Raw genomic sequence first — 24,490 nt, forward strand, 5'->3', positions numbered from 1 at the left:
GCCTCAGCCTCCCTTCGGCGGGACGATCTGGAGGTAGAGGCCGGTCATCACCATGTTGACGAAGAAGAGGAGCATGAAGGTGATGACGACCGACTGGTTGACGGCGTCGCCGACGCCCTTGGGGCCGCCGCGCGGGTTGAGGCCGCGGTAGGCGGCGACGATGCCGGCGATGAACCCGAAGATGAGCGCCTTGAGTTCGCTGATGTACAGGTCGGGCAGCTGGGCGAGGGCGGAGAAGCTGGAGAGGTAGGCGCCGGGGGTGCCGCCCTGGAGGATGATGTTGAAGAAGTAGCCGCCGAGGGTGCCGACCACCGAGACCATGCCGTTGAGCAGCACGGCGACCGACATGGTGGCGAGGACCCGGGGCACCACCAGGCGCTGTACGGGCGAGACGCCCATGACCTCCATGGCGTCCAGCTCCTCGCGGATCTTGCGGGAGCCGAGGTCGGCGCAGATCGCGGAGCCGCCGGCGCCCGCGATCAGCAGGGCGACGATCAGCGGGCTGGCCTGCTGGATGACGGCGAGGACGCTGGCGCCGCCGGTGAAGGACTGGGCGCCGAGCTGCTGGGTGAGCGAGCCGACCTGGAGGGCGATGACGGCGCCGAACGGGATGGAGACCAGGGCGGCGGGCAGGATCGTGACGCTGGCGATGAACCAGAACTGCTCGACGAACTCCCGGAACTGGAACGGCCGCCGGAAGATCGCCCGGGTCACCTCGGCGGCCAGCGCGAAGAGCCGGCCGGTCTGCCGCAGCGCCCCGGTGATCACGAGCCGCTCCCGGCGCGGGGGACGGTGAGGGTGGGCGCGGCGGCGTCCTTCGCGTAGGTGTCGCGGATGGCGGTACGGGCGGCCGGGGGCAGGGTGCCCAGCAGGGAGAGGACGCGTTCGCGGCGCCGGGCGACGGCCTGGCGGGGCGGCAGGCCGGGGCTGGGCTGGAGCTGGGGGACGATGACGCGCGGGGCGTCGGGCCGGTCGCCGGCGCTGGCCGCCTCGGCGGCGAGGGTGGCGGCGTCCTTCTCCTCGGACATGCCGATGGGGCCTTCGCGGCGGCCGCCGAGGAACTGGGCGACGACCGGTTCGTCGCTGGTCAGCAGCACCTCGCGGGGGCCGAAGGTGACCAGTTCGCGGCGGAAGAGCATGCCCATGTTGTCGGGGACGGTGGCGGCGATGTCGAGGTTGTGGGTGACGATGAGCATCGTCGCGTCGATCTGCGCGTTGAGGTCGATGAGGAGTTGCGAGAGGTAGGCGGTGCGCACCGGGTCGAGGCCGGAGTCGGGCTCGTCGCAGAGGATGATCTGCGGGTCGAGGACCAGGGCGCGGGCGAGGCCGGCGCGTTTGCGCATGCCGCCGCTGATCTCGCCGGGCAGCTTGCCCTCGGAGCCGAGCAGTCCGACGATCTCGATCCGTTCCATGACGGTCCGCCGGATCTCCGACTCCTTCCTGCGGGTGTGCTCGCGCAGCGGGAAGGCGATGTTGTCGAAGAGGGACATGGAGCCGAAGAGGGCGCCGTCCTGGAACATGAGGCCGAAGAGCTTCCGGGTCTCGTAGATGTCCCGTTCGGGGCTGTTGACCATGTCGACGCCGTTGATGAGGACACGGCCGCGCTCGGGCTTGAGCAGCCCCACGAGCGATTTCAGGAATACGGTCTTCCCGGTTCCGGAAGGGCCGAGCATGACGCTGACCTCTCCCGCGGGAAGGGTGAGCGTCACGTCCTGCCAGATGTTCTGCTTGCCAAAGGACTTGGTCAGACCCTCGACCACCACTTCGATTCCCATTTCACCTCCAGCAAGCCTGTTTCGGGTGGGCACCGCGGACGTTTCGGGTGTGCACCGCGGGGCGCACGGTAAGTCGGCGCGAGGGGCGCGGACAATGGGTCGGGCACGACATTCCCGAGGTTTCCGTTCCTTTGTCACCCAGGTGACAAGACCGATTCCCTCTTTTGTCTCCGGGCGACAGCCAGGGCCCCGCGCCACCGGGGGGCCGGATGGGCGAGGCCCTGCTGACGGACGCCCGCCCCGGAAGGAGGACCGAGGCCGGAAAGCGTCCCCTGGCACGCCGGCCGGCGGACGCCGCCGGACCTGGAGTCGAGCGACGCACCGGAACGCTACGGGTCGGTAACCTCCGTCGGCAATACCAGGTCGCGAGATTGCGGAAAGAGGGAGTTCAGCCACCGGGAGTTTGTCATCCCGATGACAGGAACGAGCCCTTCCCTTGTCACCGGGAAGCGAAAAAGGAGCCGTCGGACGGAAATCCGCGCACCCCGCCCCCGACTCCGCCACATGATCGATCAGAATTGTCGACAATGCGCACCCGGCCGCCAAGTGGACCGCGCCGACCACTCACCCCGGAAACAGGAATTCCCCTACCGTAAAGAATCTTCGCCCGCGCCATTGTTCGGGAAAGTTTCCCGCAAGTAACGTCTGGCCACGCGGTCGAGGTCCACCGGGCCGCGGGCCGCCCCGGTCGCCTCCCACCTCCGGCGCGGCCCACCCCTTCTCTGCCGGTCAATCCACAAGGAGCGTCCCAGAGTCATGCAGAAATCCCTCAGGAAGATCGCCCTCGTCGCAGGTGCCGCCACGGCCGCCATCGGCCTCACCGCCGGTACCGCCTCGGCCGTCCCGTCGACCGTCTGGACGGTCACCCCGTCCCCGGCCAACTTCACGGCCGCCAACAGCGGGAACATCGTGCTCAGCGTCAACGGCGTCCCGATGACGTGTACGACCTCGGGCGCCTCCGGCACCATGCAGAGCGCCACCGGCAACCCCGCCACCGTGGCGAACATCAACGCCATCAACTTCGGCGCCAGCGGCTCCCCGTGCACCAGCGTCCTCGGCAACGTGGTCACCGTCGCGACCACCCCGTGGACCGTCGTGGCCGCCGACTACAACGCCACCACCGGCGTCACCACGGGCCACGTCGGCAACGTCGACGCCAACGTGACCGTCGGCGCCTGCAAGTTCCGCGTCACCGGCAAGGCGAGCGGCACCTACACCAACTCCACCGGCGCCCTGGCGGTCAACAGCGTCTCCGGCGACCTGACCGTCGTCTCCGCCACCAACTGCGGCGCTGCCGTCCCGGTCGGCGCCAAGCCGACCTTCAAGGGCACGTACCTGGTCAAGCAGACCGGCAGCACCGTGATCCCGAAGATCGTGGGTTCCAACCCGTAACAGATCCCGCGCCCCCGGTCCGTCCGGCTCCGGCCGGGCGGGCCGGGGGTGTGCCCGCGGATGTGCCCGCGGATGTGCCCGACAGAGTCAGCCCCGAGGAGCGCCCGTGAAAGGTCCCCGTACCTCCGTCCCGAGCCCGCGCCGACCCCGTGCCCGGCGTGCGGTGATCGCCGCGTTCGTCGTGCTGGCCGCCATGGTTCCGGCGGCGGGGACGGCGCTGGGGGCGCAGGAGGTGGAGGCCGAACTGCCCTACACGTGCGCCTTCCCGTCCGGTCCGCAGGCGGTCGCGGTGCGGGTGGCCGCGCGGTTCCCCGACTCCGCCGCCAAGGGCCAGGCGATCGTGCCCGCCGACGTGACGACCACCGTCGAACTGCCCGAGACCGCCGTGGCGGAGCTGAGCACGGCGCCGGGCACCGAGGTACGCGCCTCGACGGAGCTGGCGGTCGCGCTCTCCCAGGGCGAGGCGCGGGCGGAGGCGTCCTGGCGCGGTACGGCGGAACCCGCGACCGTGCCGGCCGAGGGCCCGCTCGTCCTGGAGTCGGCGGGGGACGTGCCCTCGGTCACTCCTGGAACAACCGGTGAACTCCATTTGCGTGCGGGCGGTTTGAGGCTGGTCATGGAGGCACGGGCCGGCTCCGCGACGCCCGGTCCCGCGCAGGAGTCCCACGCGCCGGTCTCGGCCTCCTGCACACTCGGCGAGGACGCTCCGGAGGACGGGCTGTTGGCCGCCATCCCGGTGACCGGCGGGGAGGCCGACGGCCCGTCCGAGGGCCCGTCGCCCTCCGGGGGGCCTTCCGCGTCCGCCGGTACGGACGCGGGGGAGCCAGGCGGTGCCGACGCTCCCCCCGGCCGCCTGCGTGTGGAGGCGACCGACCCGAAGGACGCGCCGCCCTGCATCGCGGAGGAACCGACCCCGGTAACCCTTGCGGCGTACGTCACTGGCTATTCGAACGTACGGAAGCTGGACGGCGCCAACCTCATCCCCGTGTCCTGCATGATCATCGAGCAGGGCGAGGCCGGCTCCCCCGGCCCCGACGACCAGTGGCTCTTCCGGCAGCCCGCCGACGTGGAGTTCTCGTACGAGGGACGCCGCCAGACGCCTCCGGCGCGGGCGACCTTCCTGACCTACGGTTTCGTGCCCACCACGGCCACGGTGGTGCTGGAGCAGACGGAGGTCATGCGTCTGGAGTCCGACTTCTACCTGGGCGATCCCGTCAAGCTCGACACGGCCATCCGCGCCTCGCTGGTTCTGCGGCTCTCCGACGTGAAGGTCAACGGCACGCCTCTGGACGTGGGCTCCGACTGCCGAACGGAGACCCCACTGACCTCCCACGAACCGGAACCGGACAGGTTTCCCGGCCCGCACATCGTGCTGGACGGGTTCGGGCTCGCCCCCTGGGAAGGACAGCCCGAGGGCTACCAGCTCACCACCGGCGGCCCCCTCACCAGCGAAGTCACCATCCCCGCGTTCACCGGCTGCGGCACCTCTGACGGCGAGGACCTGAACCGCCTGTTCACCGCCGCCATCTCCGGGCCCGGCAACTACGTCAAGCAGATGCAGGGACAGACCTGCCTCGTCCAGGACCTGAACCCCGACCACTGCGCCCCCGACGGCCAGCCCGTAGTCATTCCCAAGCCCGAACGCTGACCCCCGCGCCCCGCCCCGTTCCCCTCCGCCCCTCCCCCGAAAGGTCCCGCCATGCGCCCCTGCCGCTCCAGACTCACCCTCGCCCTCACCGCCGCCGCCACCGTGCTCGGCACCGTCGCCTCGGTCGGCACCGCGACCGCCGCCGCGCAGCCGGCCGGCAAGTGGGCGCCGTTCACCCGGTGTCCGGTCGACGCCCCGGCGATGCTCGGCGCCGACGGCCTCGACCGCTCGCCGCAGTGCGTCGTCTCCTACGCGACCAGCGGCACGATCAAGCTGGGCAACACCACCGTCGTCACCGGGAACAGCAACCTCCAGATGGGTGTCGTCCAGAACGCCGACGGGACCAGCACCGTGGTGGCGCCCCCGGCCGGATCGATCATCGCCGACTCCGCCACCGTGCCCGGCGGCCTGATCGGCCTGATGTGCCCGAGCGACGTCCCGTTCGTCACCAACATCTGCGAGCAGCTCACCGACGGCAAGCTCAACAAGATCACCGCGACGCTCGAATCGGCGGGCACACCCTCGGAGTTCAACCAGATCGCCGGCGTCATGACGGACATGCCGATCGTGCGGATACCGGTCAGGATCAAGCTGGAGAACCCGTTCCTCGGCAACAACTGCTACATCGGCACCACCTCCAAGCCGATCATGCTGCACCCGTACAACGCCGACGCCCCCGAGTTCACCGTCGACCGCTTCAACGGCGCCGACGGCACCCCGAACGAGGACGACGGGGACTCCAGCCGCCTCAACATGCTCGGCTCCACCCAGGTCGACGACACCTTCGCGGTGCCGGGCGCCAGCGGCTGCGGCCTCGGCCTGCTCGGCATCATCGACGGCGCCGTCAACCTCAAGACCGGCCTGCCCTCCCCCGCCGGCGAGAACAAGCTCACCCTGAACGACACGCAGACCCACCTCGGCGGCCTCTTCGCCCCCGGCATCGTCGCCCCCGACGCGGGCAAGGTCCTCGCCGAGTACTGGCACGGCACCGCCGGCTGACCGGCCCCCTGTGGGCCCGTACCGACGATTCCCAGCCACACCACGAGACGGTTCGCTGCACAGCGTGCCATTCTGTGTACGAACGGTGTACATCACAGGGAAGTTGAACTAGCTTCACCTTCCCACGTCGGAATGCACCTGACGGCTGCCACCGGGCGCTCCTCCCCACGCGGAGGGGCGCCCTACGGCCTCCCCCACCGGGCGCGCAGGAGAGCAAGGGATCACTCATGCCCTCGATCGCACAGCCACCGGACGTCGGTGAACCGCTCGACCCGCTCCCCCGCGAGTTCGCGGCCTTCATGCGGCCGGAGATCCCGGGGCTCATCAAGGAGATCCGCCTGGAGGTGACCCGGACCTACCCCGAGTACGGCCGCCTCCTCAACGGACCGCACGCCGACGCCATCCGCCAGGGCGTCGAACAGGCCCTCTCCGCCTTCGTCGACCGGGTCGCCGACCCCGGCGCGGGCTGCGCCCTCCGGGACGAACTGCTGCGCAAGTTCGGCCGCGTCGAGGCGTACGAGGGGCGGGAACTGGACAGCCTGCACGGCGCGTACCGGCTCGGCGCGCGGATCGCGCTGCGCCGCGCCAAGACCATCGGCCGCCAGTACAGCCTCTCCCCCAGCGTGATCCTCACCTTCGCCGACACCGTCTTCGCCTACGTCGACGAGCTGGAGGCCCTCTCCCGCGAGGGGTACGCCGATGTGCAGGCCCGGGCCGCCTCCGAAGTCTCCGCCGTACGAAGGCAGTTACTCCACCTCATCCTCGCCGCGCCGCCCCTCCCGCACGCCACCATCGCCTCCCTCTGCGAGGCCGCCGCCTGGGAGCTGCCCGCCCAGTGCACGATGATCGCGCTGCGCACCCCGGTCCCCGACCAGATCCAGGCCCACCTCGACGAGGACGTCCTCGCCGACCCCGGCATACCCCAGCCGCACCTGCTCGTCCCCGGCCCCCTCACCGCCGCCCGCCGCGAGATGCTCGACCGCGCGCTCGGCCCCGCCCACGCCGTGGCCGGGGTGACGGTCCCCCCGGCGCAGGCCGCCGACTCGATCCGCTGGGCCCGGCGCGTCCTGGCACTCATCGACGACCGCGTCATCCCGGACGCGCCCCTGGTGTTCTGCGAGGACCACCTGACGACCCTGTGGCTGCTCACCGACCCGGCCCTCGTCGCCCGCCTCGCCGCCCGCGAACTCGCCCCGCTGGACGGCCTCTCCGCCAGCCGCCGCGACCGCCTTGTCGAGACCCTGCGGGTGCACATCTCCACCCGTGCCCCCGCCGAACAGGTCGGCGAAGCCCTCGGCGTGCACGCCCAGACCGTCCGCTACCGTCTGCGCAACCTGGAGACCCACCTGGGCCCCCGCCTCACCGACCCCGACCACCGCTTCGCCCTGGAGGCGGCGCTGCGCTCACTGCACCTCCAGGGCAGGGGCGGGCGGGGATAGCGCCGGGGCCCGGCCCCCGCACCGGTACGCCGGTGCGGGGGCCGGGCCCCACTGCCCTTCCCTGCCTCGCCGTCGTCGTGTCAGCAGCCCAATACCCGCGCCCCACTCCGTTCTCGGCCGGGGTGAGGCGCCCACCAGGTACGACGACGGCGGGCCGGGGTGGCGGGCTACTTGCTGACGGCGAAGCGCATCAGGGCGCGCTCGTCGCCCTGCTTGATCTTGCCGGTCTCGTTGATCACCTGGAGCTTCCAGCCGGAGCCGACGCGCATCGCCTTCGCCACGGCACAGCCGTTGTCGTCGGAGAGCAGGCTCGGCCAGATGTCGGCGACCTGCTGGGAGCTGCCACCGGTCGCGTCGTACACCTTGAAGCTGATGTTCCGGGCGTTCTGGAACGAGCTGCGCTTCTTGTACGCCGCCGCGACGAAGACGATGGCCTCGATGTTCGGCGGCACCCGCGCGAACTCCACGGTCACCGTCTCGTCGTCGCCGTCGCCGTGGCCCGTCTGGTTGTCACCGCTGTGCACCAGCGAGCCGTTGCCCAGCGGGTCCAGGGAGTCCAGGCCCGCGAGGCGGACGGGCTCGCCGTTCTGCATGGCGATGGCGATCAGGTCGAGGTCCGTTCCGGTCTTCTGCCGGATCTTGCCCAGGATGCCGCCGCTGGAGCCCACCGTGGCGTCCCACGAGACGCCGATGGTCAGGTGGGTCACCCCGTCCAGGTCGGCCGGACCGTCTTCCTTCTGCAACGTGATCATGCGTGATCCCCTTGGTGGTGAGACTGCTACAGAAGAAGTGTGCCTGGTGACCCGGGCGATCGGGCGGGGAGGGGGCGATTCGCCCGCCCTCGCGCCGTTCCCGGTACCGCCGCCGGCCCCGGGCACGGGGGGACGTCAGTCCATCGCCCGGTCGAGGTTGACGGCGGCGCTGATGAGGGCGAGGTGGGTGAGCGCCTGGGGGAAGTTGCCCAGTTGCTCGCCCGTGACGCCGACCTGTTCCGCGTACTGGCCCAGGTGGTTGGCGAAGGTGAAGGTCTTCTCCAGGGCGAGGCGGGCGTCCTCGGTCCGCCCGGTACGGGTCAGTGCCTCCACCCACCAGAAGGAGCAGAGCGAGAAGGTGCCCTCCGTGCCGTCCAGGCCGTCACCGGCGACGGAGGCGTCGTAGCGGAACACCAGGGAGTCGGCGACCAGGCCGTCACCGATCGCGCGGAGCGTGGCACGGAAACGCTCGTCGCGCGGGGAGAGGAACTTGACCATCGGCATCAGGAGCAGCGCGGCGTCCAGGATCTCCGGTGGCTGCTCGCCCTCGCCGTCGGCGAGGCGCTGCACGAAGCAGCCCAGCCGGTCGTTCCACCCCTGTGCCATGACCTGCCGGTAGAGGGCGTCGCGTACCGAGGTCCAGCGCACCAGGTCGGCGGGCAGACCGCGTTGGCGGGCGATGCGGACCATGCGCTCCACCGCCACCCAGCACATCACCCGCGAGTAGGTGTGCCGGTGCGGTCCCGAGCGGGTCTCCCAGATCGACGCGTCCGCGCTGTCCCAGTTGTCGAGCAGCCAGTCGAGCACCTCCACCAGGTCCGACCAGGTCTCCCAGGAGATCCCGGCGCCGTACTTGTTGAACAGGTAGGCGGCGTCGAAGAGTTCGCCGTAGATGTCGAGCTGGAGCTGTCCGGCGGCGTTGTTGCCGACCCGTACGGGACAGGCGCCCCGGTACCCCTCCAGGTGCGGCAGTTCCTCCTCCGGCAGGTCGAAGCCGCCGTCGATGGAGTAGAGGACGCGCAGCGGGCCGTCCGGGCCGGAACCGCAGCGGCGGACGGAGCGGGCGAGCCAGCCGAAGAACGCCTCGGCCTCGTCGGTGAAGCCGAGGCGCAGCAGGGCGTAGAGGGAGAAGGCGGCGTCGCGGACCCAGACGTAGCGGTAGTCCCAGTTGCGGACGCCGCCCGGTTCCTCGGGGAGGCCGAGGGTGGGGGCGGCGACGAGGGCGCCGGTGGGCTCGTGCGTGAGGAGCTTGAGGGTCAGGGCGGAGCGGTGGACCATCTCGCGCCAGCGGCCGGTGTAGGTGGAGCGGGCGAGCCAGGCACGCCAGAAGTCGACGGTGGCGCGGAAGAGGCGCTCGGCGCCGTCCGGAGTGACCTCCTCGTCGGGGCGGTCGTCACCGGGGTCCCGGGTGCGCAGCACAAAGAGGACCGACTCGCCCTCCGTCAGGGCGAAAGACGCCTCGGCGTCGTCCCCCGCCGGCCCCGCCCGCCGCCAGGCGACGCCGGCGCGCACGCTGACCACCATCTCCTCGCCGGTGAACTCGGCGAGGTCGCCGCTCAGGGCCAGCTCGTGCGGGGCACGGCCGTAGTCCAGGCGGGGGGCCACCAGCGAGCGCATCCGCATCCGGCCGCGGACGGCGACGACGCGGCGGACCAGACGCTGCTGGTGGTGAGGGTCGCGGGGACGCAGTACGGGCATGAAGTCCTGGACCTCGACGATGCCGTCCTCGGTGAGCATCCGGGTGACGAGGATGTTGGTGTCGGGGAAGTAGAACTGCTGCCGGGAGGCGACCCGGCAGAGCGGGTCCATCCGCCAGCTACCGCCCCTGTCCGCGTCGAGCAGCCCGCCGAAGAGGCTGGGCGAGTCGAACCGCGGGGCGCAGAACCAGTCGATCCGCCCGTCGGTACCCACCAGGGCGGCGGTGCGCAGGTCGCCGATGATGCCGTGTTCCGCGATGGGCAGGTAGTCCACGGGGGCGTCCGGGGTGTCCTCGGCGTCGCGGCGCTGTTCGCCGGGCTCGTGGGGAGGGGTGGTGCCGTCAGTGCTGCTGCGGGGCGGGCCGGTGTCGGTCATGGGGATGCTCTCGTCCTCGGGGCGGATGGGCCGCGGCTACGCCCTGGGGCCTGCCCGGCGAACCGGGGCGGCGGGGCGGGCCCGGGGCTCCGGCTTCGAGCATGGGGTGAGCGGCGGCCGGACGCGCGGCGCGGGCCCGGCGCGTCGGCCGAGGCGACCCGGGTGCCGGAGAGGGCGGGGCGCCGGGTCGGGGGCGCGGCGACGTGGGACTCGGCGCGAGCACGCGGGCCGCCTGCGGGGAGCGGCCGCCCGCAGGGGGCGGACCCGCGGTTCCGGCGGGGCGCGGACGCACGGAGTGGCCGACGCGCCCGTCGGTGGCACAGCCGGGCCGCGGACGCGCCCCGAGCGGCGGACGCGCCCCGGACCGTGACCGTGGGCGCACCCCGGACAGTGGGCGCGCCGCCACGAGACGGGTGTGCGGTGGCCGGTGTGTGGGGCGGGGTGGTGGCCGCCGCCTTCGCGGGTGGCGAAGGCAGGGGCGAGCGATCGGCCACGGGCAGCCGCCCCCTGTCCCGGCGGACCGGAGTCGTGCGGTGGCCGCCGTCCGGCAGGCCCCTGCCGCCTGCCCGCTCCGGCGCCGGGCCCGGCGCCGTCACCGGGCACCCGCGACTCCCGTGTTCCGCCCGGGGCGCAGCGGCCTCCGGCGCCGGCCGGGCCCGGGCAGGGGGTGCTCACCTCGGCCCACCGCGCCCGACCCGGCCGGCGCCGGAGGCAGGTCGAGCACGCTCCGGGGCTACCGCTTGACGCCCACGAAGCCCCACTGCTCGACCGGGTCGCCGGCCGGCGGTGTCTCAGGGCGCCAGAGGGTGATCGAGCCGAACCCCGGGGGAAGCAGTTCGAGACCGTCGGCGAAGGAGGCCACGACCTCCTGGGGACGCGAGACGTAGGGGACGGCGCCCCCGTCCGCGTACTCGTCCGAGCCGGCCTTGGTCATCGGGGTCTCGATCGTGTCGCACAGGATCAGGTGGCTGCCGGACGGCAGGGCGTCGAGGTACGCGCGGACCAGCGCGGCGGCCTGCGCGTCGTCGGCCACGTGCCCGAGGGTCGACATCAGGAGCACCGCGACCGGCCGGGTGAGGTCCAGGGTCCGGCTCGCCTCGCGGAGCACCGTGGGGGCGTCGGTGAGGTCGGCGTGCACGTAGTCCGTGGCGCCCTCGGGGCCGCTGGTCAGCAGGGCACGGGCGTGGGCGAGGACGATCGGGTCGTGGTCGACGTAGACGACGCGGGAGGTGGGGGCGGCCGACTGCGCCACCTCGTGGGTGGCCTCCGCGGTGGGCAGCCCGGTGCCCAGGTCGAGGAACTGCCGTATGCCCGCCTCCTCCGCGAGGTGGCGTACCGCTCGCGCCTGGAACTGGCGGGAGGCCCGGGCGATCTCGACGATCTGCGGGAACATCTCCGCCATGCGCTGCCCGAGTTCGCGGTCGGCGTCGTAGTTGTCCTTGCCACCCAGCCAGTAGTTCCAGATCCGTGCGGAGTGCGGCACCCCGTTGTTGAGTTCTTGTTCGACCGGCGGCGTCATCTTCCGTCTCCCATCACGCGGTTCGGCGGGCCGCCCGATCTGGGGCGACCGCTCGGCGCGCCCGGTCGCCCGGGCACGATCATGGTCGCTCACCAAACCTTCACGCACCAGCCCCACGTGCCCCACGGCTGACCCGCCGTCACCGCGCCGCGTCCGCCGGGAGGTCAGAGCAGGCGGCGGATGTCCCCGCGGACGCGGTAGAAACCACCGGACGCGGCGTGCACCGCGTCCACCACGTACCGCGCGCCGGGCTCGCGTATCGCGCGGGGGAACTGGACGTTCCACGACGGGTCGTACCCGTCGGTGGTCACCTGGACCCTGAGGCGGCCGCCCTCCTGGACACACTCGACCACGACGGACCCGGCCGGGACCTGGCCGACGGCGGCCAGCGCGCCGGCCGCCGTGGCCGGGGCTCGCGTGGGCAGCGCGGCGGCGAGCTTCACGTCCCGGGCGACCGGCACCGAGCCCTGCTGGGCCGCGGTGACCGCCGCCTCGCTCGCGTCGACGCAGACCAGCGATCCGTCCGTGGTGACCAGGTAGAGCCGCTCGTCGCGGTACTGCATGGACAGGGCCGAGCCGCCGCCCGTGCCGAGCTTCCACAGCCGGGTGCCGTCGCGGTCGAAGCAGTAGACGGAGGAGGCCGCGTCGGCGGCGAAGACGAAGCGGCCACCGGGCGAGGCGGCACAGGAGTAGACCGCGCCGTCGCAGACGAAGGTGGCCTCGATCGCCCCCGTCCCCTTCGACAGCCGCTGCACCACCCGGTGCGCCGTGCCGGCGTAGACCGCGTCGGCCTCCTGCCAGCCGAAGAGGACGCCGCCCCTGGTGGGGGTGTGCCAGAGCTGGCCGCCGCCGTCGGGGCGGTAGGCGGTGACTCCCCCGCTGTGGCCGTGGTACGCGGCGAAGTCGTCGGCCCGGATCATCCAGGCGTGCTCGCCCTGGCTGCGGCGGGCCCACTGGTGCTCGTCCTCGTGGTCGATGACGGTCAGGCCGCCGGAGCGGTCCGCGACGTTGAGCACGCCCTCGTGGATGTCGAGCCAGAAGATGTCGACGTCGGCCGCGATGTCGTACGCGGCGAAGGGGAGCTTGCCGGAGAGGTCGTAGACCTTGCCGTCGTCGCATCCCGCGTAGATCCAGAAGTCGTCCGCGACCAGGCACTTCACCCCGTCGGGCAGGCCGAAGCGGGCGAGGACGGCACCGTCGTGGTCCAGGGTGTAGACGTCGCCGGCCTGGTTGCCCACCCAGCAGCGGTCCTCGTCGACGTGGATGCCGAAGGCCGCGGAGCCGGTGCGGAACCGCCACAGCACGGGGGCCGCGGCGCGTGCGGTGGACGGGGCGGAGGAGACCTGGCGCCGCGTCACCGCGCGCGGGGCGCGCTGCCCGGGGACGGCCGGGGCGTATCCCTTCCGGGACTTCTCGGCGATCTTCTTCGCGGCGGCCGCCGCGGCCTTCTCCCGGGTGGGGAAGGTGGTCGTCTGGGTCTGCCCCGCCGCGCCGATCCGGCCGTACCGGACCGTCACCACGCGCTCGGCGACGGTCACCTCGTAGAACTTGTGGGCCGAGCCGTCGTCCTGCGACAGCTCGAGATACGTCGTCGTCACCGTGGCACCGGCGGGCATGGCGGACCCCTCCCCAGGGGTGGGCCCGCCGGCCGCTCCGGCGAGTCCCACTGCCTGAACGGTAGGAGGGGGCACTGACAGCCGCCCCCGGGCGCCGCCTTGGCCGGCGGCCCGGCGCGCTCCGCGCAGCCGGCGCGGCCGGGGCTCCCGGACCGGGCGGCGGAACGTAGCCTGCCGGGACGGGGGCGGACAGGGAACACGACGGTGAGAGGGGTCCCGATGACCGAGGTGACCGATGAGGCGGAGGTGCGGCACCTGCGCCGCTGTGTGGAGCTGGCCGAGGAGGCGCTCGACGCCGGGGACGAACCGTTCGGCTCCGTACTGGTGGACGGTGACGGCGCCGTGCTCGCCGAGGACCGCAACCGGATCGCGTCCGGGGACCGCACCCGGCACCCCGAGTTCGCGCTCGCCCGCTGGGCGGCGGAGCATCTGACGGTGTCCGAGCGGGCGGCAGCCACCGTCTACACCTCCGGGGAGCACTGCCCGATGTGCTCGGCCGCGCACGCCTGGGTGGGACTGGGGCGCATCGTCTACGCCGCCTCGTCCGAGCAGCTCACCGGCTGGCTGGCGGAGTGGGGCGCGGTCTCGGCACCGGTCGCGCCGCTGCCCGTGGCGGCGGTGGCCCCCGGCGTGGCGGTGGCGGGCCCAGCGCCGGAGCTGACCGAACAGGTCAGGGCGCTCCACGCCCGCCTGCACAGCGGCGGGGGCGGGGCGGGCTGAGCCGCCTTTCGGGCCGCTCCTCCCCGCGCCTCCGCCACGGCACTGCGGGGCTCTGGCGGAGGCGCGGGACGCGGTTGCCCCGGTCCGGGCCGGCCGGCGCTCGCCCGCGGCTCGCCTGACCGGCCTGTCCGGCAGGGCGGCCCCGGCCTGACCGTGCCGGCCCGGCCCTCGGCGCCACCGGAGCCGAACCGCCTGTTCCTCTCGTCGCCCGCTCCGCGCCCCGGGCGAGGCCCACCCGCTCCACTGCCACACCGACGACCCGCGCGTCCCGCTCGACACGCCTCGTCAGCCCACGCACCGCTCCCCGAGGCGCCTAAAAGGTGCATACCCAGACGAAACAGCCGCCCGGCCCCGCTCCCTGAGACCGCCGCCGGACCGGAAACACGAGCGGGTTAGCATATGAGCACCGCCTAGCTCGAAAGATAAACCTGTGACTGTCAACGAGGACTCGTTCACCAACTGGAAGAACCGCGAGGAGATCGCGGAGTCGATGATCCCGATCATCGGGAAGCTGCAGCGTGAGCGGGACGTCACCGTCCTCCTCCACAGCCGCTCCTTGGTGAACAAGTCGGTGGTCAGCATCCTGAAGACGCATCGGTTCGCCCGGCAGATCGCGGGCGCGGAACTCTCGGTCACCGAGACGATGCCGTTCCTCCAGGCGCTGACCACGCTCGACCTGGGACCGTCGCAGATCGACATCGGCATGCTCGCCGCGACCTACAGGACCGACGACCGCGGTCTGTCCGTCGCCGAGTTCACCGCCGACGCCGTGGCGGGTGCCACCGGCGACCAGAAGATCGACCGCCGCGAGCCGCGCGACGTCGTCCTCTACGGCTTCGGCCGGATCGGCCGCCTCGTCGCCCGCCTGCTCATCGAGAAGGCGGGCTCCGGCAACGGCCTGCGGCTGCGCGCCATCGTGGTCCGCCGGGGCAAGGGCCAGGACATCGTCAAGCGCGCCTCGCTGCTGCGCCGCGACTCCATCCACGGCCAGTTCCAGGGCACCATCACCGTGGACGAGGCCAACGACAAGATCATCGCCAACGGCCACGAGATCCAGGTCGTCTACTCCGACGACCCGACCCGGGTCGACTACACGGAGTACGGCGTCAAGGACGCCATCCTCATCGACAACACCGGCCGCTGGCGGGACCGCGAGGGGCTCTCGAAGCACCTGCGGCCCGGCATCGCCAAGGTCGTGCTGACCGCTCCGGGCAAGGGCGACGTCCCGAACATCGTGCACGGCGTCAACCACGAGGACCTCAAGCCGGACGAGCAGATCCTCTCCTGCGCCTCCTGCACCACCAACGCGATCGTCCCGCCCCTGAAGGCGATGGCGGACGAGTACGGCGTGCTCCGCGGCCACGTGGAGACCGTCCACTCGTTCACCAACGACCAGAACCTGCTGGACAACTACCACTCCTCCGACCGCCGCGGCCGCTCCGCGCCGCTCAACATGGTCATCACCGAGACCGGTGCGGCCTCCGCCGTCGCCAAGGCGCTGCCGGAGCTGAAGGCGCCGATCACCGGCAGCTCGATCCGCGTCCCCGTGCCGGACGTCTCGATCGCCATCCTCAGCCTGCGGCTGGGCCGCGAGGCCACCCGCGAGGAGGTCCTCGACCACCTCCGCGAGGTGTCGCTGACCTCGCCGCTGAAGCGCCAGATCGACTTCATCACCGCACCCGACGCCGTCTCCAGCGACTTCATCGGCTCGCGGCACGCCTCGATCGTCGACGCCGGCGCCACCAAGGTCGACGGCGACAACGCGATCCTCTACCTCTGGTACGACAACGAGTTCGGCTACTCCTGCCAGGTCATCCGGGTCGTCCAGCACGTCTCCGGGGTCGAGTACCCGACCTTCCCCGCACCGGAGCTCTGAGCCGGACCCCGCCACGACGGGCGCCGCCCGCTCCCCTGCCGTACCGAGGGGGGCGGGCGGCGCCCGTCGGTGTGTCTCCGGGCGCGCTCAGAAGAGCTGGTGCTCCTCGGCCCAGCGCTTCAGCGGACGCCGCACCACCGGCGGCAGACCGTTGTAGGCCACGTGGCTGAGCGTCCCCTTGACCGGGCCGTGCTTGAGCCGGCGGCGGGCGAGGGGCGACTGACGCGGGACGAGCGCGGCAGCGGTGGCCAGGTGGGAGGCGACGGCACCGCGGAAGTAGTCCGTCTCCCACACCGCGCGCGACGGGCGCTCCCCCGAGGCCAGCAGTTCCTCGACCCGGTCGGCGATCAGTTCGGTGCCGGTACGGGCGGCACCGTGGAAGTAGCCGTCGCGCCAGGCGGGGGCCGGGGCGCCGATCCGGTCGTCGGTGATCTGCCGGAAGGTCCGCAGCAGGCCGCTGTCGAGGAAGACCTGGTTCCCGTAGCGTTCGTGCACGCCGAGGTCGAGGACGAGGGCGACCCGGCTGCCCCGGTCGATCGCCTCCAGGCAGGCCGTCGACGACATGGTGATCAGCAGGTCGACCTCGGCCAGGGCCACGTCGACCGGGGTGTAGTCGATCTGGAAGTTGGCGGGCAGCTCGATTCCGCGCAGCAGGTCCTCCGGGTGGTGCTTCATCCGGTGGAAGGTGTCCTCGCCCGGCCGGTGGCGCGGTTTCAGGCGCACGCTCCGCTCCGGGTGGGCCCGGGCGTACCCGATCAACTGGTGGTAGACGTAACCGCGTTCGGCCTGGCTGGTGGGGACCGTGGGCTGGTCGGCGAAGAGCACCCGGCGGATCGGGCCCTGCCTCGGCGGCTGCGGTGTGGCGGAGACGAGGGGCAGACCGGAGACGAGGAGGTTGCCGTCCGGCAGGCCCAGCCACCGGGCGGCGTCGCGGAAGTGGGCCGCGTCGTGCGCCGAGTTCACCGCGACCACATCGGTACCGCAGCGGTCCAGGTAGCCGGCGGTGATCTTCTCGATGATGATGCCGACCCAGCCCGAGACCACGACCGGGCCCGGTCCGTCGAGCCGCGGGGCGAGGGCGGACAGCTCGATGCTCAGCCGCTTGGTCAGCGGGCCCGAGAGACCGGAGACGACGACGTCGGCCTTCAGCGACCGGACGATCACGTCGTCCCAGGCCATGGTCTCGACGGATGCCACGCCCGCGTCGGCGATCTGCTGCGCGGAAAGCGCGGCACGCAGGTCCGGCACGACGACACGACAGGCGAATCCGCGGGATTCGAGTTCCCGTTGGATACGGGCACACCATTTCAGCTGGGAATCGAAAGCGGCCACCAGCAGAGCTGTTCTCATAAGGTCCTCGTGATTCCCGTCGGTGCGGCTCGGCTCGCTGATCCACTCGTACGCGGCCCCGTTGACGCCGGTCAGACTAGTGCGGGCCCACCTGCCCGTCGATCGCTTCCGCCGACAGTTGGTCCGTTGTCCCCGCGACGTTCGCCGGGGCGACACCGAAGAGGGAAGGCGACGGGTGGCCGCCTTTCCGGCGCGGCCGGCCGATGCCGCCCGGGCGCCTTCGACCGGAATTCCGGGAGGGTGCGGAAACGCACAGCCGGCCGGAATGCGAGCACCGAAAGCGCGGCGTTCCCGTGCCCGGCCTCCGGGGCACCGGTCCGGGCCGACGCCCCCGGCCCGGCGTCCCCATGAGCCCTCCGGGACCTGCAACCGGAACGCGCGCCCCGGCCCGTGACCGCGCGCGCCCGATCGGGTCCCTCCTTTCGATTCGGGCAATTTCCGGGCGCCGATCGGGCCCGTAACGGGCATCACCCCGGGGCACCCGCACGCCTGGCGCACCGCTGACCTGCGCGGCTGCTCCGTCCCGGGCGGGCAGGAACGGGCACGAGCACCTTCGCGCAGAAGGTGGCCGAGCAACCGGAGGTGCTTGTACAAACGACACGTGAGCCCGAACGGACTGGTGCGGGCTCCACACTGGACCGCATCGAAGCAGAACCGGAAGGGCGCCGTGGGCACCGAGGAACGCCGCAGAGGGATTCTCCACACGGCCCGCCGCGACGGCTCGGTGGAGGTGAACGCGCTCGCCGCCCTGTTCCGCGTGGCGAAGGAGACCATCCGCCGTGATCTGCACGCCCTGGAGGAGCACGGTCTCGTCCGCCGGACCCACGGCGGGGCCTACCCCGTGGAGTCGGCGGGGTTCGAGACCACGCTCGCCGTGCGCACCACCCGCAACGTGCCGCAGAAGTCGCGGATCGCGGCTGCCGCGGCCGATCTGCTCGGCGACGCCGAGACCGTCTTCATCGACGAGGGCTTCACCCCGCAACTCGTCGCCGAGGCGCTGCCGAAGGACCGGGAGCTGACCGTCGTCACCGCCTCGCTCGCCGTCGCGACCGCGCTGGCCGGAGCCGAGAGGACCGCCGTGCTGCTGCTCGGCGGCCGGGTGCGTGGTGCCACCCTGGCCACCGTCGGGCACTGGGCGGGACGGATGCTCGGCGACTTCGTGGTCGACCTGGCGTTCATCGGCGCCAACGGCATCTCCCGCTCGTACGGCCTGACCACCCCGGACCCGACGGTCGCCGAGGTCAAGGCGCAGGCGGTGCGGTGTTCTCGGCGCCGGGTCTTCGCCGGGCTGCACACCAAGTTCGGCGCGGTCAGCTTCTGCCGCTTCGCCGAGGTCGCCGACTTCGAGGCCATCGTCACCGACACCGGTCTCACCTCGGCGGAGGCCCAGCGCTACTCCCTCCTCGGTCCCCAGGTCATCCGCGTCTGACCTGGTCCGCTCCTCCTCCGCCTTCCGACCGCACGGCCCCGCCCCGTATGTGCCGGGGCGCCGTCCGCCGTGCCCGCATCCCCCTTCCCCCTACCGAGCCGCGACCCCTCAGGAGCTCCCATGGCCCACCCGCGACCACGCCACGGACCGCGCCGCCGCCTTCTCCGTACCGGTGCGGCGGTGGCCGCGCTGGCGCTGCTCTCCGGTTGCGCCGGGGCGGGCGGCACCTCGTTCGGCGGCGGTGACGCGCTCAACGTGCTGATGGTGAACAACCCGCAGATGGTCGAGTTGCAGAAGCTCACCGCGAAGCACTTCACGAAGGAGACCGGCATCAAGGTCCACTTCACGGTGCTGCCGGAGAACGACGTGCGCGACAAGGTCAGCCAGGACTTCTCCAACCAGGCCGGGCAGTACGACATCGCCACCATCAGCAACTTCGAGCTGCCCTTCTTCGCCAAGAACGGCTGGCTGCACGAGCTGGACGGCTACGTCGCCGACGACCCCGGCTTCGACCAGGACGACATCCTCGCCCCGCTGCGCGAGTCACTGACCGCCGAGGACGGCAAGCTCTACGCCCAGCCGTTCTACGGCGAGTCCTCCTTCCTGATGTACCGCAAGGACATCTTCGAGGAGGAGGGGCTGACCATGCCGGAGAAACCCACCTGGCAGGAGGTCGCCGAGCTGGCCGAACGGACCGACGGCTCCCGCCCCGGGATGAAGGGCATCTGCCTGCGCGGCCTGCCCGGCTGGGGCGAGGTCATCGCCCCGCTGACCACGGTGGTCAACACGATGGGCGGCACCTGGTTCACCGAGGACTGGGAACCGCGGCTGGACTCACCGGAGTTCAAGAAGGCCACCAAGTTCTACGTCGACCTGGTCCGCTCCCACGGCGAGCGCGGCGCCCCGCAGTCCGGGTACGCCGAGTGCCTGAACAACATGACCCAGGGCAAGTCGGCCATGTGGTACGACGCCACGGCCGGCGCGGGCTCCCTGGAGGCGTCCGGCTCCCCGGTGAAGGGCAAGATCGGGTACGTCCCGGCCCCCGTCGAGCAGACCAGGAGCTCCGGCTGGCTCTACACCTGGGCCTGGGGGCTGCAGAAGGCGTCCATCAAGTCCGACGACGCCTGGAAGTTCATCTCCTGGGCCTCCAGCAAGGAGTACGAGGAGCTGGTCGGCGCCACCAGCGGCTGGTCCAACGTCCCCGCGGGCAAGCGCGCCTCGACCTACGAGAACCCCGACTACCGGGCCGAGGCCGGCGCCTTCGCCGACGTCACCGAGCAGGCGATCTCCTCGGCCGACCCGAAGAACCCGGGCACGCAGCCCCGGCCGACGGCGGGCATCCAGTTCGTCGGCGTACCGGAGTTCACCGACCTGGGCACCCGGGTCGCGCAGGAGATCAGTGCCGCCATCGCGGGCCGCCAGTCGGTGGACGCCGCGCTCGCCACCTCCCAGAAGCTGGCCGAGAAGGTCGCGGAGGAGTACCGATGACCGCATCCACCGTCCCGGCGAAGGCCGCCGGGACCCCGGCCCCCGTCCCGCCCGCCGCCTCGCGGGGCAGCCGCGCGAAGGCGTGGGCGACCCGGGCGCCGCTGCTTCCGGCCCTGGTCTTCCTCGTCGTCGTCACCCAGCTGCCGTTCGTGGCGACGCTCGTCCTCTCCCTCTTCGACTGGAACTCCCTCAATCCGGAGAAGCGCCACTTCACCGGCCTGTCCAACTACGCCTCGGTCTTCACCGACGCCGCCCTGCGCGACGCGGTGATCACCACGGTGGTCCTGACCGCCTCGGTGGTACTGGTCAGCGTGGCGCTCGGGCTCGGCTTCGCCCTGCTCCTGAACCGCTCGTTCTTCGGCCGGGGCATGGTCCGCACCCTGCTCATCACACCGTTCCTGCTGGTGCCGGTCTCCGCGGCGCTGCTGTGGAAGCACGCCCTGTACAACCCGGAGTACGGCCTGTTCAACGGCGCGCTCAACTGGTTCGGCTCGCTCTTCGGCATCGAGGAGGTGGTCCAGCCGGACTGGATGTCGTCGATGCCGCTGGCCGCCGTGGTGGCCGCGCTGGTGTGGCAGTGGACGCCGTTCATGATGCTGATCCTGCTGGCGGGGCTCCAGAGCCGCCCCGACGACATGATGGAGGCGGCCCGCATCGACGGCGCCGGCCGCTGGCAGATGTTCGCCTTCATGACCCTCCCCCACCTGCGCCGCTACCTCGAACTGGGCATCCTGCTCGGCTCGGTGTACATCGTGCAGAACTTCGACGCGGTCTTCACCCTGACCTCCGGCGGTCTCGGCACCGCCAACCTCCCCTACACCGTCTACGAGACCTTCTACCGGGCCCACGAGTACGGTCTGGCCTCCGCCGTCGGCGTCGTCGCGGTGATCGGCACGGTGCTCATCGCCACCGTCGCCCTGCGGGTGGTCTCGTCCCTCTTCCGCGAGGAGGCGAGCCGCGCATGAGCGCCTCGACCACAGTCCCGGCCACCCCGCCGACCGGCACCACGACTCCCCGTCCGGCCGCCGAGGCGAACGCGGCGGCCCGCCCGCCGCGCCGGCGCGTCACGGGCGTCGCCGTCACCGCCTGGGTGCTCGGCCTGCTCTTCTGCTTCCCCGCCCTGTGGATGGTGCTGACCTCCTTCCACGCGGAGTCCGACGCGGCCACCAACCCGCCCTCGTTCGCCGCCTCCCTCACTCTGGACGGCTACCGCACCTTCTTCGGCGGCGGGGGCGGGCCCACCCCGTGGCCGCCGCTGGTCAACTCCCTGACCGCGTCCTTCTTCTCCACCGTGCTGGTCCTCCTCCTCGCCCTCCCGGCGGCGTACGCCCTCTCCATCCGGCGGGTACGCAAGTGGACCGACGTGCTCTTCTTCTTCCTCTCCACCAAGATGCTGCCGGTGGTGGCGGGCCTGCTGCCCATCTACCTCTTCGCCCGCAACACCGGGCTGCTCGACAACATCTGGCTGCTCGTCCTCCTCTACACCTCGATGAACCTGCCGATCGCGGTGTGGATGATGCAGTCCTTCCTCTCCGACGTGCCCGTCTCGATCATCGAGGCGGCGCAGGTCGACGGGGCGCGGCTGCCGACCGTGCTGGGCCGGGTGGTCGCCCCGGTCGCCGCCCCCGGCATCGCCGCCACCGCGCTGATCTGCTTCATCTTCAGCTGGAACGAGTTGCTGTTCGCCCGGGTGCTGACCGGCGTCGTCGCCTCCACCGCCCCCGTCCACCTCACCACCTTCGTCACCAGCCAGGGCCTGTTCCTGGCCCAGCTCTGCGCCGCCTCGGTGGTCGTGTCCCTGCCGGTGCTCGCCGCCGGCTACGCCGCCCAGGACAAACTCGTCCAGGGCCTCTCTCTGGGAGCAGTCAAATGAAGGCAGCCATCGTCGAGTCCGTCGGCAAGGTGTCCCTCACCACCGTGCCCGACCCCGAGCCCGGGCCCCGCGACGTGGTCGTCAAGGTCGCCTCCTGCGGGCTGTGCGGCACCGACCTCCACATCCTCCAGGGCGAGTTCGCCCCGACGCTGCCGATCGTGCCCGGCCACGAGTTCGCCGGGGAGGTCGTCGCCACCGGCGCCCGCGTCACCGAGGTCGCGGTCGGCGACAAGGTCGCCGTCGACCCCTCCCTGCACTGCCACGAGTGCCGCTACTGCCGTTCGGGCCGCGGCAACCTGTGCGACAACTGGGCCGCCATCGGCGTCACCACGGCCGGCGGCGCCGCCGAGTACGCCGTCGCGCCGGTCGCCAACTGCGTCCGCCTCCCCGAGCACGTCGACGTCCGCGACGCCGCCCTCATCGAGCCGCTCTCCTGCGCGGTCCGCGGATACGACGTGCTGCGCGGCAACCTCGGCTCCGAGGTCCTGATCTACGGCTCGGGGACCATGGGCCTGATGATGCTGGAACTGGCCAAGCGCACCGGCGCCGCCCGCGTCGACGTCCTCGACGTCAACCCCGACCGCCTGGCCACCGCCGACCTGCTCGGCTGCTCCGCCACGGCCGCCCGCGCCGAGGAGTTCGACCGCCCGGGCGGCTGGGACGTGGTGGTCGACGCCACCGGCAACGCCCAGGCCATCCAGGACGGCCTGGGCCGCGTCGCCAAGGGCGGCACCTTCCTCCAGTTCGGCGTCTCCGACTACGCCACCACCGCCGTCATCGAGCCCTACCGCATCTACAACCAGGAAATCACCATCACCGGCTCCATGGCCGTCCTCCACAGCTACGAACGAGCCGCCGCCCTCTTCGCCTCCGGCGTCCTCGACCCGTCGGTCTTCATCAGCGACCGCCTCCCCCTGGAGCAGTACCCGGAGGCGATGGAGCGGTTCCGGGCCGGGGAGGGGAGGAAGATCGTGGTGGAGCCCTGGGGGTGAGGGGTTCGGGGGCTGCCCCGTCCTGAGCGACGGGACAGCCCGGCGGCCTGCCGCCGCACGGGCCTCCTCGGGTCCGGCGCGGGTCGGGCCCCCACTTCACCGGCTCCAGGAATGCCACGCACTCCACGTGACGCGCCATCGGGACCAGGTCCGAGAACGAGATCATATGGACCCCAGGTCAGGCGGCACTCTCGGGGCCGACCCGTCTTACGGACCGGCTCGCCTTCATTCGGTCGGTGCAGCTGGTTGCTGGCCGCTGAGCCATCTGCGGTGGTCACGTAGCGCTGAGCGTCGGTGCAGGCGCTCTGCGATGAGCGCCAGGATCGGGTGAGCGCGGCGGCCGGCGCCGTCGCGTCTGCCCAGTCCGGCCAGTCGGCATCGCACGGTGGCCTGCGCGGCGGCTGCCGCGAGTGCTTTGTCCCGCCATCTCGGCAGTGTGACCTGAGCAGTGGCGTCCTCACCGTGCAGCCAGCGTCGGGGCAGGCCGGGATCGACAGCCAGCGCCGTCGCCATGCCGACCACGGCGGTACCGCGCGCCAGCGCGTCCTCTGCCACCGACCGGCGGCGTATCCCTCCGGTCAACATGATCGGCACAGTACTGTCGGCGATGATCGCGGCGGCCGTGTCGAGGAAGTACGCCTCGCGCGCGAGGGTGCTGCCGTCCGCCGCATACCCGTGGGTGGCCAGGCTCTCCAGCGAACCCCCTGACAGCTCCACGAGATCGACCGGCAACTCCGCGAGCATCGCCACGACCCGCGCTGCTTCGTCGGCACCGAACCCGCCACGTTGGAAGTCGGCGGTGTTCAGCTTCACTCCCACAGCGAACCGCTCACCCACCTCGGCTCGCACCGCGGCGACGATGTCGAGCAGCAGCCGGGCACGGTTGTCCAGGTTCCCGCCCCAGCGGTCTTGGCGCCGGTTCGTCAGCGGTGACAGGAACTGGCTGATGAGGTAGCCGTGCGCGGCGTGGATCTGTACACCGTCGAACCCCGCAGTCTCGGCCATTCTCGCGGTTGACGCGAATCGCCGGACTGTGTCCTGAATCTGCTCGGCTGTCATCGGCTCCGGCCGCGGATACAGGCGGGAGTAGCGTCCGACATCGACCGCTACGTCGGACGCGGACCTGACGGGACCGGGCATGTCGGACGTCATGACCCGCCCTGGATGGTTGATCTGGAGCCATATCCGGCCGTCGCCGGACTGAGCCGCGCGCGCCCACTCGTGGAACGGCTTCAGCGGCGTGCCGTTCTCCAGCACCACGTCCGAGGGATCGGCCAGCGCCCTGCGGTCCACCATGACATGCCCGGTGATCATGAGACCTGCCGCACCCTGAGCCCATCGCCGGTACAGCTCGACCATTCCTGGCCCGGGGAGTTGGCCCTCGACAGCGAGGAACTCCTCCATCGCCGCCTTGGCGATCCTGTTGGGCAGCCTCTGGCCACTGGCCAGCACCAGGGGTGTGTCGAGTCGCGCCACGAGCTTCCTCCCGCAATGTTGACGCCGTTCACATTTCGGCGGCACCCACATCTACAGGGGAATATGTACACTG

Annotated in this window: 19 protein-coding genes; 11 read left to right on the top strand and 8 right to left on the bottom strand. The window is 71.8% G+C overall.

What is annotated here, in order from left to right; genetic code table 11:
• Nucleotides 1-3: 3 nt before the first annotated feature.
• Nucleotides 4-768 (bottom strand): MlaE family ABC transporter permease, encoded by a 765-nt coding sequence (locus tag Sdia_RS23190; RefSeq protein ID WP_003951411.1) that lies wholly within the window; start codon nt 766-768, stop codon nt 4-6.
• A complete protein-coding gene (locus Sdia_RS23195; protein WP_189500346.1) occupies nt 765-1,775 on the bottom strand; it encodes an ABC transporter ATP-binding protein in 1,011 nt (336 codons plus the stop codon). The genes Sdia_RS23190 and Sdia_RS23195 overlap by 4 nt, the downstream gene beginning before the upstream one ends.
• Nucleotides 1,776-2,531: 756 nt before the next feature.
• On the opposite strand from Sdia_RS23195, the gene Sdia_RS23200 reads away from it, so the two are divergent.
• The 4 genes from Sdia_RS23200 to Sdia_RS23215 all read left to right on the top strand — a co-directional run bounded on the left by Sdia_RS23200 (nt 2,532) and on the right by Sdia_RS23215 (nt 7,253).
• Nucleotides 2,532-3,167: a hypothetical protein gene (locus Sdia_RS23200; RefSeq protein WP_100457333.1), complete on the top strand. Its 636-nt coding sequence runs from the start codon at nt 2,532-2,534 to the stop codon at nt 3,165-3,167.
• A gap of 106 nt (nt 3,168-3,273) precedes the next feature.
• Entirely contained in the window at nt 3,274-4,815 is a 1,542-nt protein-coding gene (locus tag Sdia_RS23205; protein ID WP_189500345.1) for a DUF6801 domain-containing protein, read from the top strand.
• Between the two features lie 51 nt (nt 4,816-4,866).
• Entirely contained in the window at nt 4,867-5,814 is a 948-nt protein-coding gene (locus Sdia_RS23210; RefSeq protein WP_100457335.1) for a hypothetical protein, read from the top strand.
• A 227-nt stretch (nt 5,815-6,041) separates the two neighbouring features.
• The gene (locus tag Sdia_RS23215) at nt 6,042-7,253 is read left to right on the top strand and encodes a PucR family transcriptional regulator (protein ID WP_189500344.1); all 1,212 of its coding nucleotides are present in this window, start codon (nt 6,042-6,044) and stop codon (nt 7,251-7,253) included.
• A gap of 167 nt (nt 7,254-7,420) precedes the next feature.
• Here the strand turns inward: Sdia_RS23215 and Sdia_RS23220 are convergent, their stop codons facing one another.
• The 4 genes from Sdia_RS23220 to Sdia_RS23235 all read right to left on the bottom strand — a co-directional run bounded on the left by Sdia_RS23220 (nt 7,421) and on the right by Sdia_RS23235 (nt 13,213).
• Nucleotides 7,421-8,005, bottom strand: a complete 585-nt coding sequence (locus tag Sdia_RS23220) for a TerD family protein (RefSeq protein WP_100457337.1) — start codon at nt 8,003-8,005, stop codon at nt 7,421-7,423.
• A gap of 135 nt (nt 8,006-8,140) precedes the next feature.
• Nucleotides 8,141-10,078, bottom strand: a complete 1,938-nt coding sequence (locus Sdia_RS23225) for a glycoside hydrolase family 15 protein (RefSeq protein ID WP_229831436.1) — start codon at nt 10,076-10,078, stop codon at nt 8,141-8,143.
• A gap of 733 nt (nt 10,079-10,811) precedes the next feature.
• Nucleotides 10,812-11,597, bottom strand: a complete 786-nt coding sequence (locus tag Sdia_RS23230; RefSeq protein WP_100457338.1) for an SAM-dependent methyltransferase — start codon at nt 11,595-11,597, stop codon at nt 10,812-10,814.
• Nucleotides 11,598-11,761: 164 nt separating this feature from the next.
• Nucleotides 11,762-13,213 (bottom strand): WGR domain-containing protein, encoded by a 1,452-nt coding sequence (locus tag Sdia_RS23235; protein ID WP_100457339.1) that lies wholly within the window; start codon nt 13,211-13,213, stop codon nt 11,762-11,764.
• Between the two features lie 219 nt (nt 13,214-13,432).
• On the opposite strand from Sdia_RS23235, the gene Sdia_RS23240 reads away from it, so the two are divergent.
• Together Sdia_RS23240 and Sdia_RS23245 are read left to right on the top strand one after the other, a co-directional pair.
• Nucleotides 13,433-13,933 carry a nucleoside deaminase gene (locus Sdia_RS23240; RefSeq protein WP_100457340.1) on the top strand — a complete coding sequence of 167 codons (501 nt, stop codon included), beginning with the start codon at nt 13,433-13,435 and terminating at the stop codon, nt 13,931-13,933.
• Between the two features lie 430 nt (nt 13,934-14,363).
• Nucleotides 14,364-15,809, top strand: a complete 1,446-nt coding sequence (locus tag Sdia_RS23245; RefSeq protein ID WP_100457341.1) for a glyceraldehyde-3-phosphate dehydrogenase — start codon at nt 14,364-14,366, stop codon at nt 15,807-15,809.
• Between the two features lie 87 nt (nt 15,810-15,896).
• Here the strand turns inward: Sdia_RS23245 and Sdia_RS23250 are convergent, their stop codons facing one another.
• Nucleotides 15,897-17,159 (bottom strand): DUF6716 putative glycosyltransferase, encoded by a 1,263-nt coding sequence (locus tag Sdia_RS23250; protein WP_308435926.1) that lies wholly within the window; start codon nt 17,157-17,159, stop codon nt 15,897-15,899.
• A 667-nt stretch (nt 17,160-17,826) separates the two neighbouring features.
• Between Sdia_RS23250 and Sdia_RS23255 the strand changes: the two genes are divergently transcribed.
• From Sdia_RS23255 to Sdia_RS23275, 5 genes are all read left to right on the top strand, one after another.
• Nucleotides 17,827-18,588, top strand: coding sequence for a DeoR/GlpR family DNA-binding transcription regulator (locus tag Sdia_RS23255; protein WP_100457342.1), 762 nt, complete (start codon nt 17,827-17,829; stop codon nt 18,586-18,588).
• Between the two features lie 120 nt (nt 18,589-18,708).
• Nucleotides 18,709-20,076, top strand: a complete 1,368-nt coding sequence (locus Sdia_RS23260) for an ABC transporter substrate-binding protein (protein ID WP_100457343.1) — start codon at nt 18,709-18,711, stop codon at nt 20,074-20,076.
• Nucleotides 20,073-21,041, top strand: coding sequence for a carbohydrate ABC transporter permease (locus tag Sdia_RS23265; RefSeq protein WP_124288006.1), 969 nt, complete (start codon nt 20,073-20,075; stop codon nt 21,039-21,041). Before Sdia_RS23260 ends, Sdia_RS23265 begins: the two co-directional genes overlap by 4 nt.
• Nucleotides 21,038-21,949: a carbohydrate ABC transporter permease gene (locus Sdia_RS23270; RefSeq protein ID WP_100457345.1), complete on the top strand. Its 912-nt coding sequence runs from the start codon at nt 21,038-21,040 to the stop codon at nt 21,947-21,949. Before Sdia_RS23265 ends, Sdia_RS23270 begins: the two co-directional genes overlap by 4 nt.
• On the top strand, nt 21,946-22,941 hold the full coding sequence (locus tag Sdia_RS23275) for a zinc-dependent alcohol dehydrogenase family protein (RefSeq protein WP_115069064.1): 996 nt from the start codon (nt 21,946-21,948) through the stop codon (nt 22,939-22,941). Before Sdia_RS23270 ends, Sdia_RS23275 begins: the two co-directional genes overlap by 4 nt.
• A 225-nt stretch (nt 22,942-23,166) precedes the next feature.
• Here Sdia_RS23275 and Sdia_RS23280 read toward each other — a convergent pair whose 3' ends face one another.
• Entirely contained in the window at nt 23,167-24,417 is a 1,251-nt protein-coding gene (locus Sdia_RS23280; RefSeq protein WP_229831426.1) for an NADH:flavin oxidoreductase/NADH oxidase family protein, read from the bottom strand.
• Nucleotides 24,418-24,490: the final 73 nt, after the last annotated feature.

Origin of the sequence: Streptomyces diastaticus subsp. diastaticus (assembly GCF_011170125.1) — a bacterium.
In the GTDB taxonomy this organism is placed as follows: Bacteria; Actinomycetota; Actinomycetes; order Streptomycetales; family Streptomycetaceae; genus Streptomyces; species Streptomyces diastaticus.

Coding starts and splice junctions, on each gene's coding strand:
- Sdia_RS23235 (WP_100457339.1), bottom strand. CDS start 13,213: ATGCCCGCCGGTGCCACGGTGACGACGACGTATCTCGAGCTGTCGCAG.
- Sdia_RS23215 (WP_189500344.1), top strand. CDS start 6,042: ATGCCCTCGATCGCACAGCCACCGGACGTCGGTGAACCGCTCGACCCG.
- Sdia_RS23210 (WP_100457335.1), top strand. CDS start 4,867: ATGCGCCCCTGCCGCTCCAGACTCACCCTCGCCCTCACCGCCGCCGCC.
- Sdia_RS23265 (WP_124288006.1), top strand. CDS start 20,073: ATGACCGCATCCACCGTCCCGGCGAAGGCCGCCGGGACCCCGGCCCCC.
- Sdia_RS23250 (WP_308435926.1), bottom strand. CDS start 17,159: ATGAGAACAGCTCTGCTGGTGGCCGCTTTCGATTCCCAGCTGAAATGG.
- Sdia_RS23275 (WP_115069064.1), top strand. CDS start 21,946: ATGAAGGCAGCCATCGTCGAGTCCGTCGGCAAGGTGTCCCTCACCACC.
- Sdia_RS23260 (WP_100457343.1), top strand. CDS start 18,709: ATGGCCCACCCGCGACCACGCCACGGACCGCGCCGCCGCCTTCTCCGT.
- Sdia_RS23270 (WP_100457345.1), top strand. CDS start 21,038: ATGAGCGCCTCGACCACAGTCCCGGCCACCCCGCCGACCGGCACCACG.
- Sdia_RS23220 (WP_100457337.1), bottom strand. CDS start 8,005: ATGATCACGTTGCAGAAGGAAGACGGTCCGGCCGACCTGGACGGGGTG.
- Sdia_RS23230 (WP_100457338.1), bottom strand. CDS start 11,597: ATGACGCCGCCGGTCGAACAAGAACTCAACAACGGGGTGCCGCACTCC.
- Sdia_RS23225 (WP_229831436.1), bottom strand. CDS start 10,078: ATGACCGACACCGGCCCGCCCCGCAGCAGCACTGACGGCACCACCCCT.
- Sdia_RS23240 (WP_100457340.1), top strand. CDS start 13,433: ATGACCGAGGTGACCGATGAGGCGGAGGTGCGGCACCTGCGCCGCTGT.
- Sdia_RS23200 (WP_100457333.1), top strand. CDS start 2,532: ATGCAGAAATCCCTCAGGAAGATCGCCCTCGTCGCAGGTGCCGCCACG.
- Sdia_RS23195 (WP_189500346.1), bottom strand. CDS start 1,775: ATGGGAATCGAAGTGGTGGTCGAGGGTCTGACCAAGTCCTTTGGCAAG.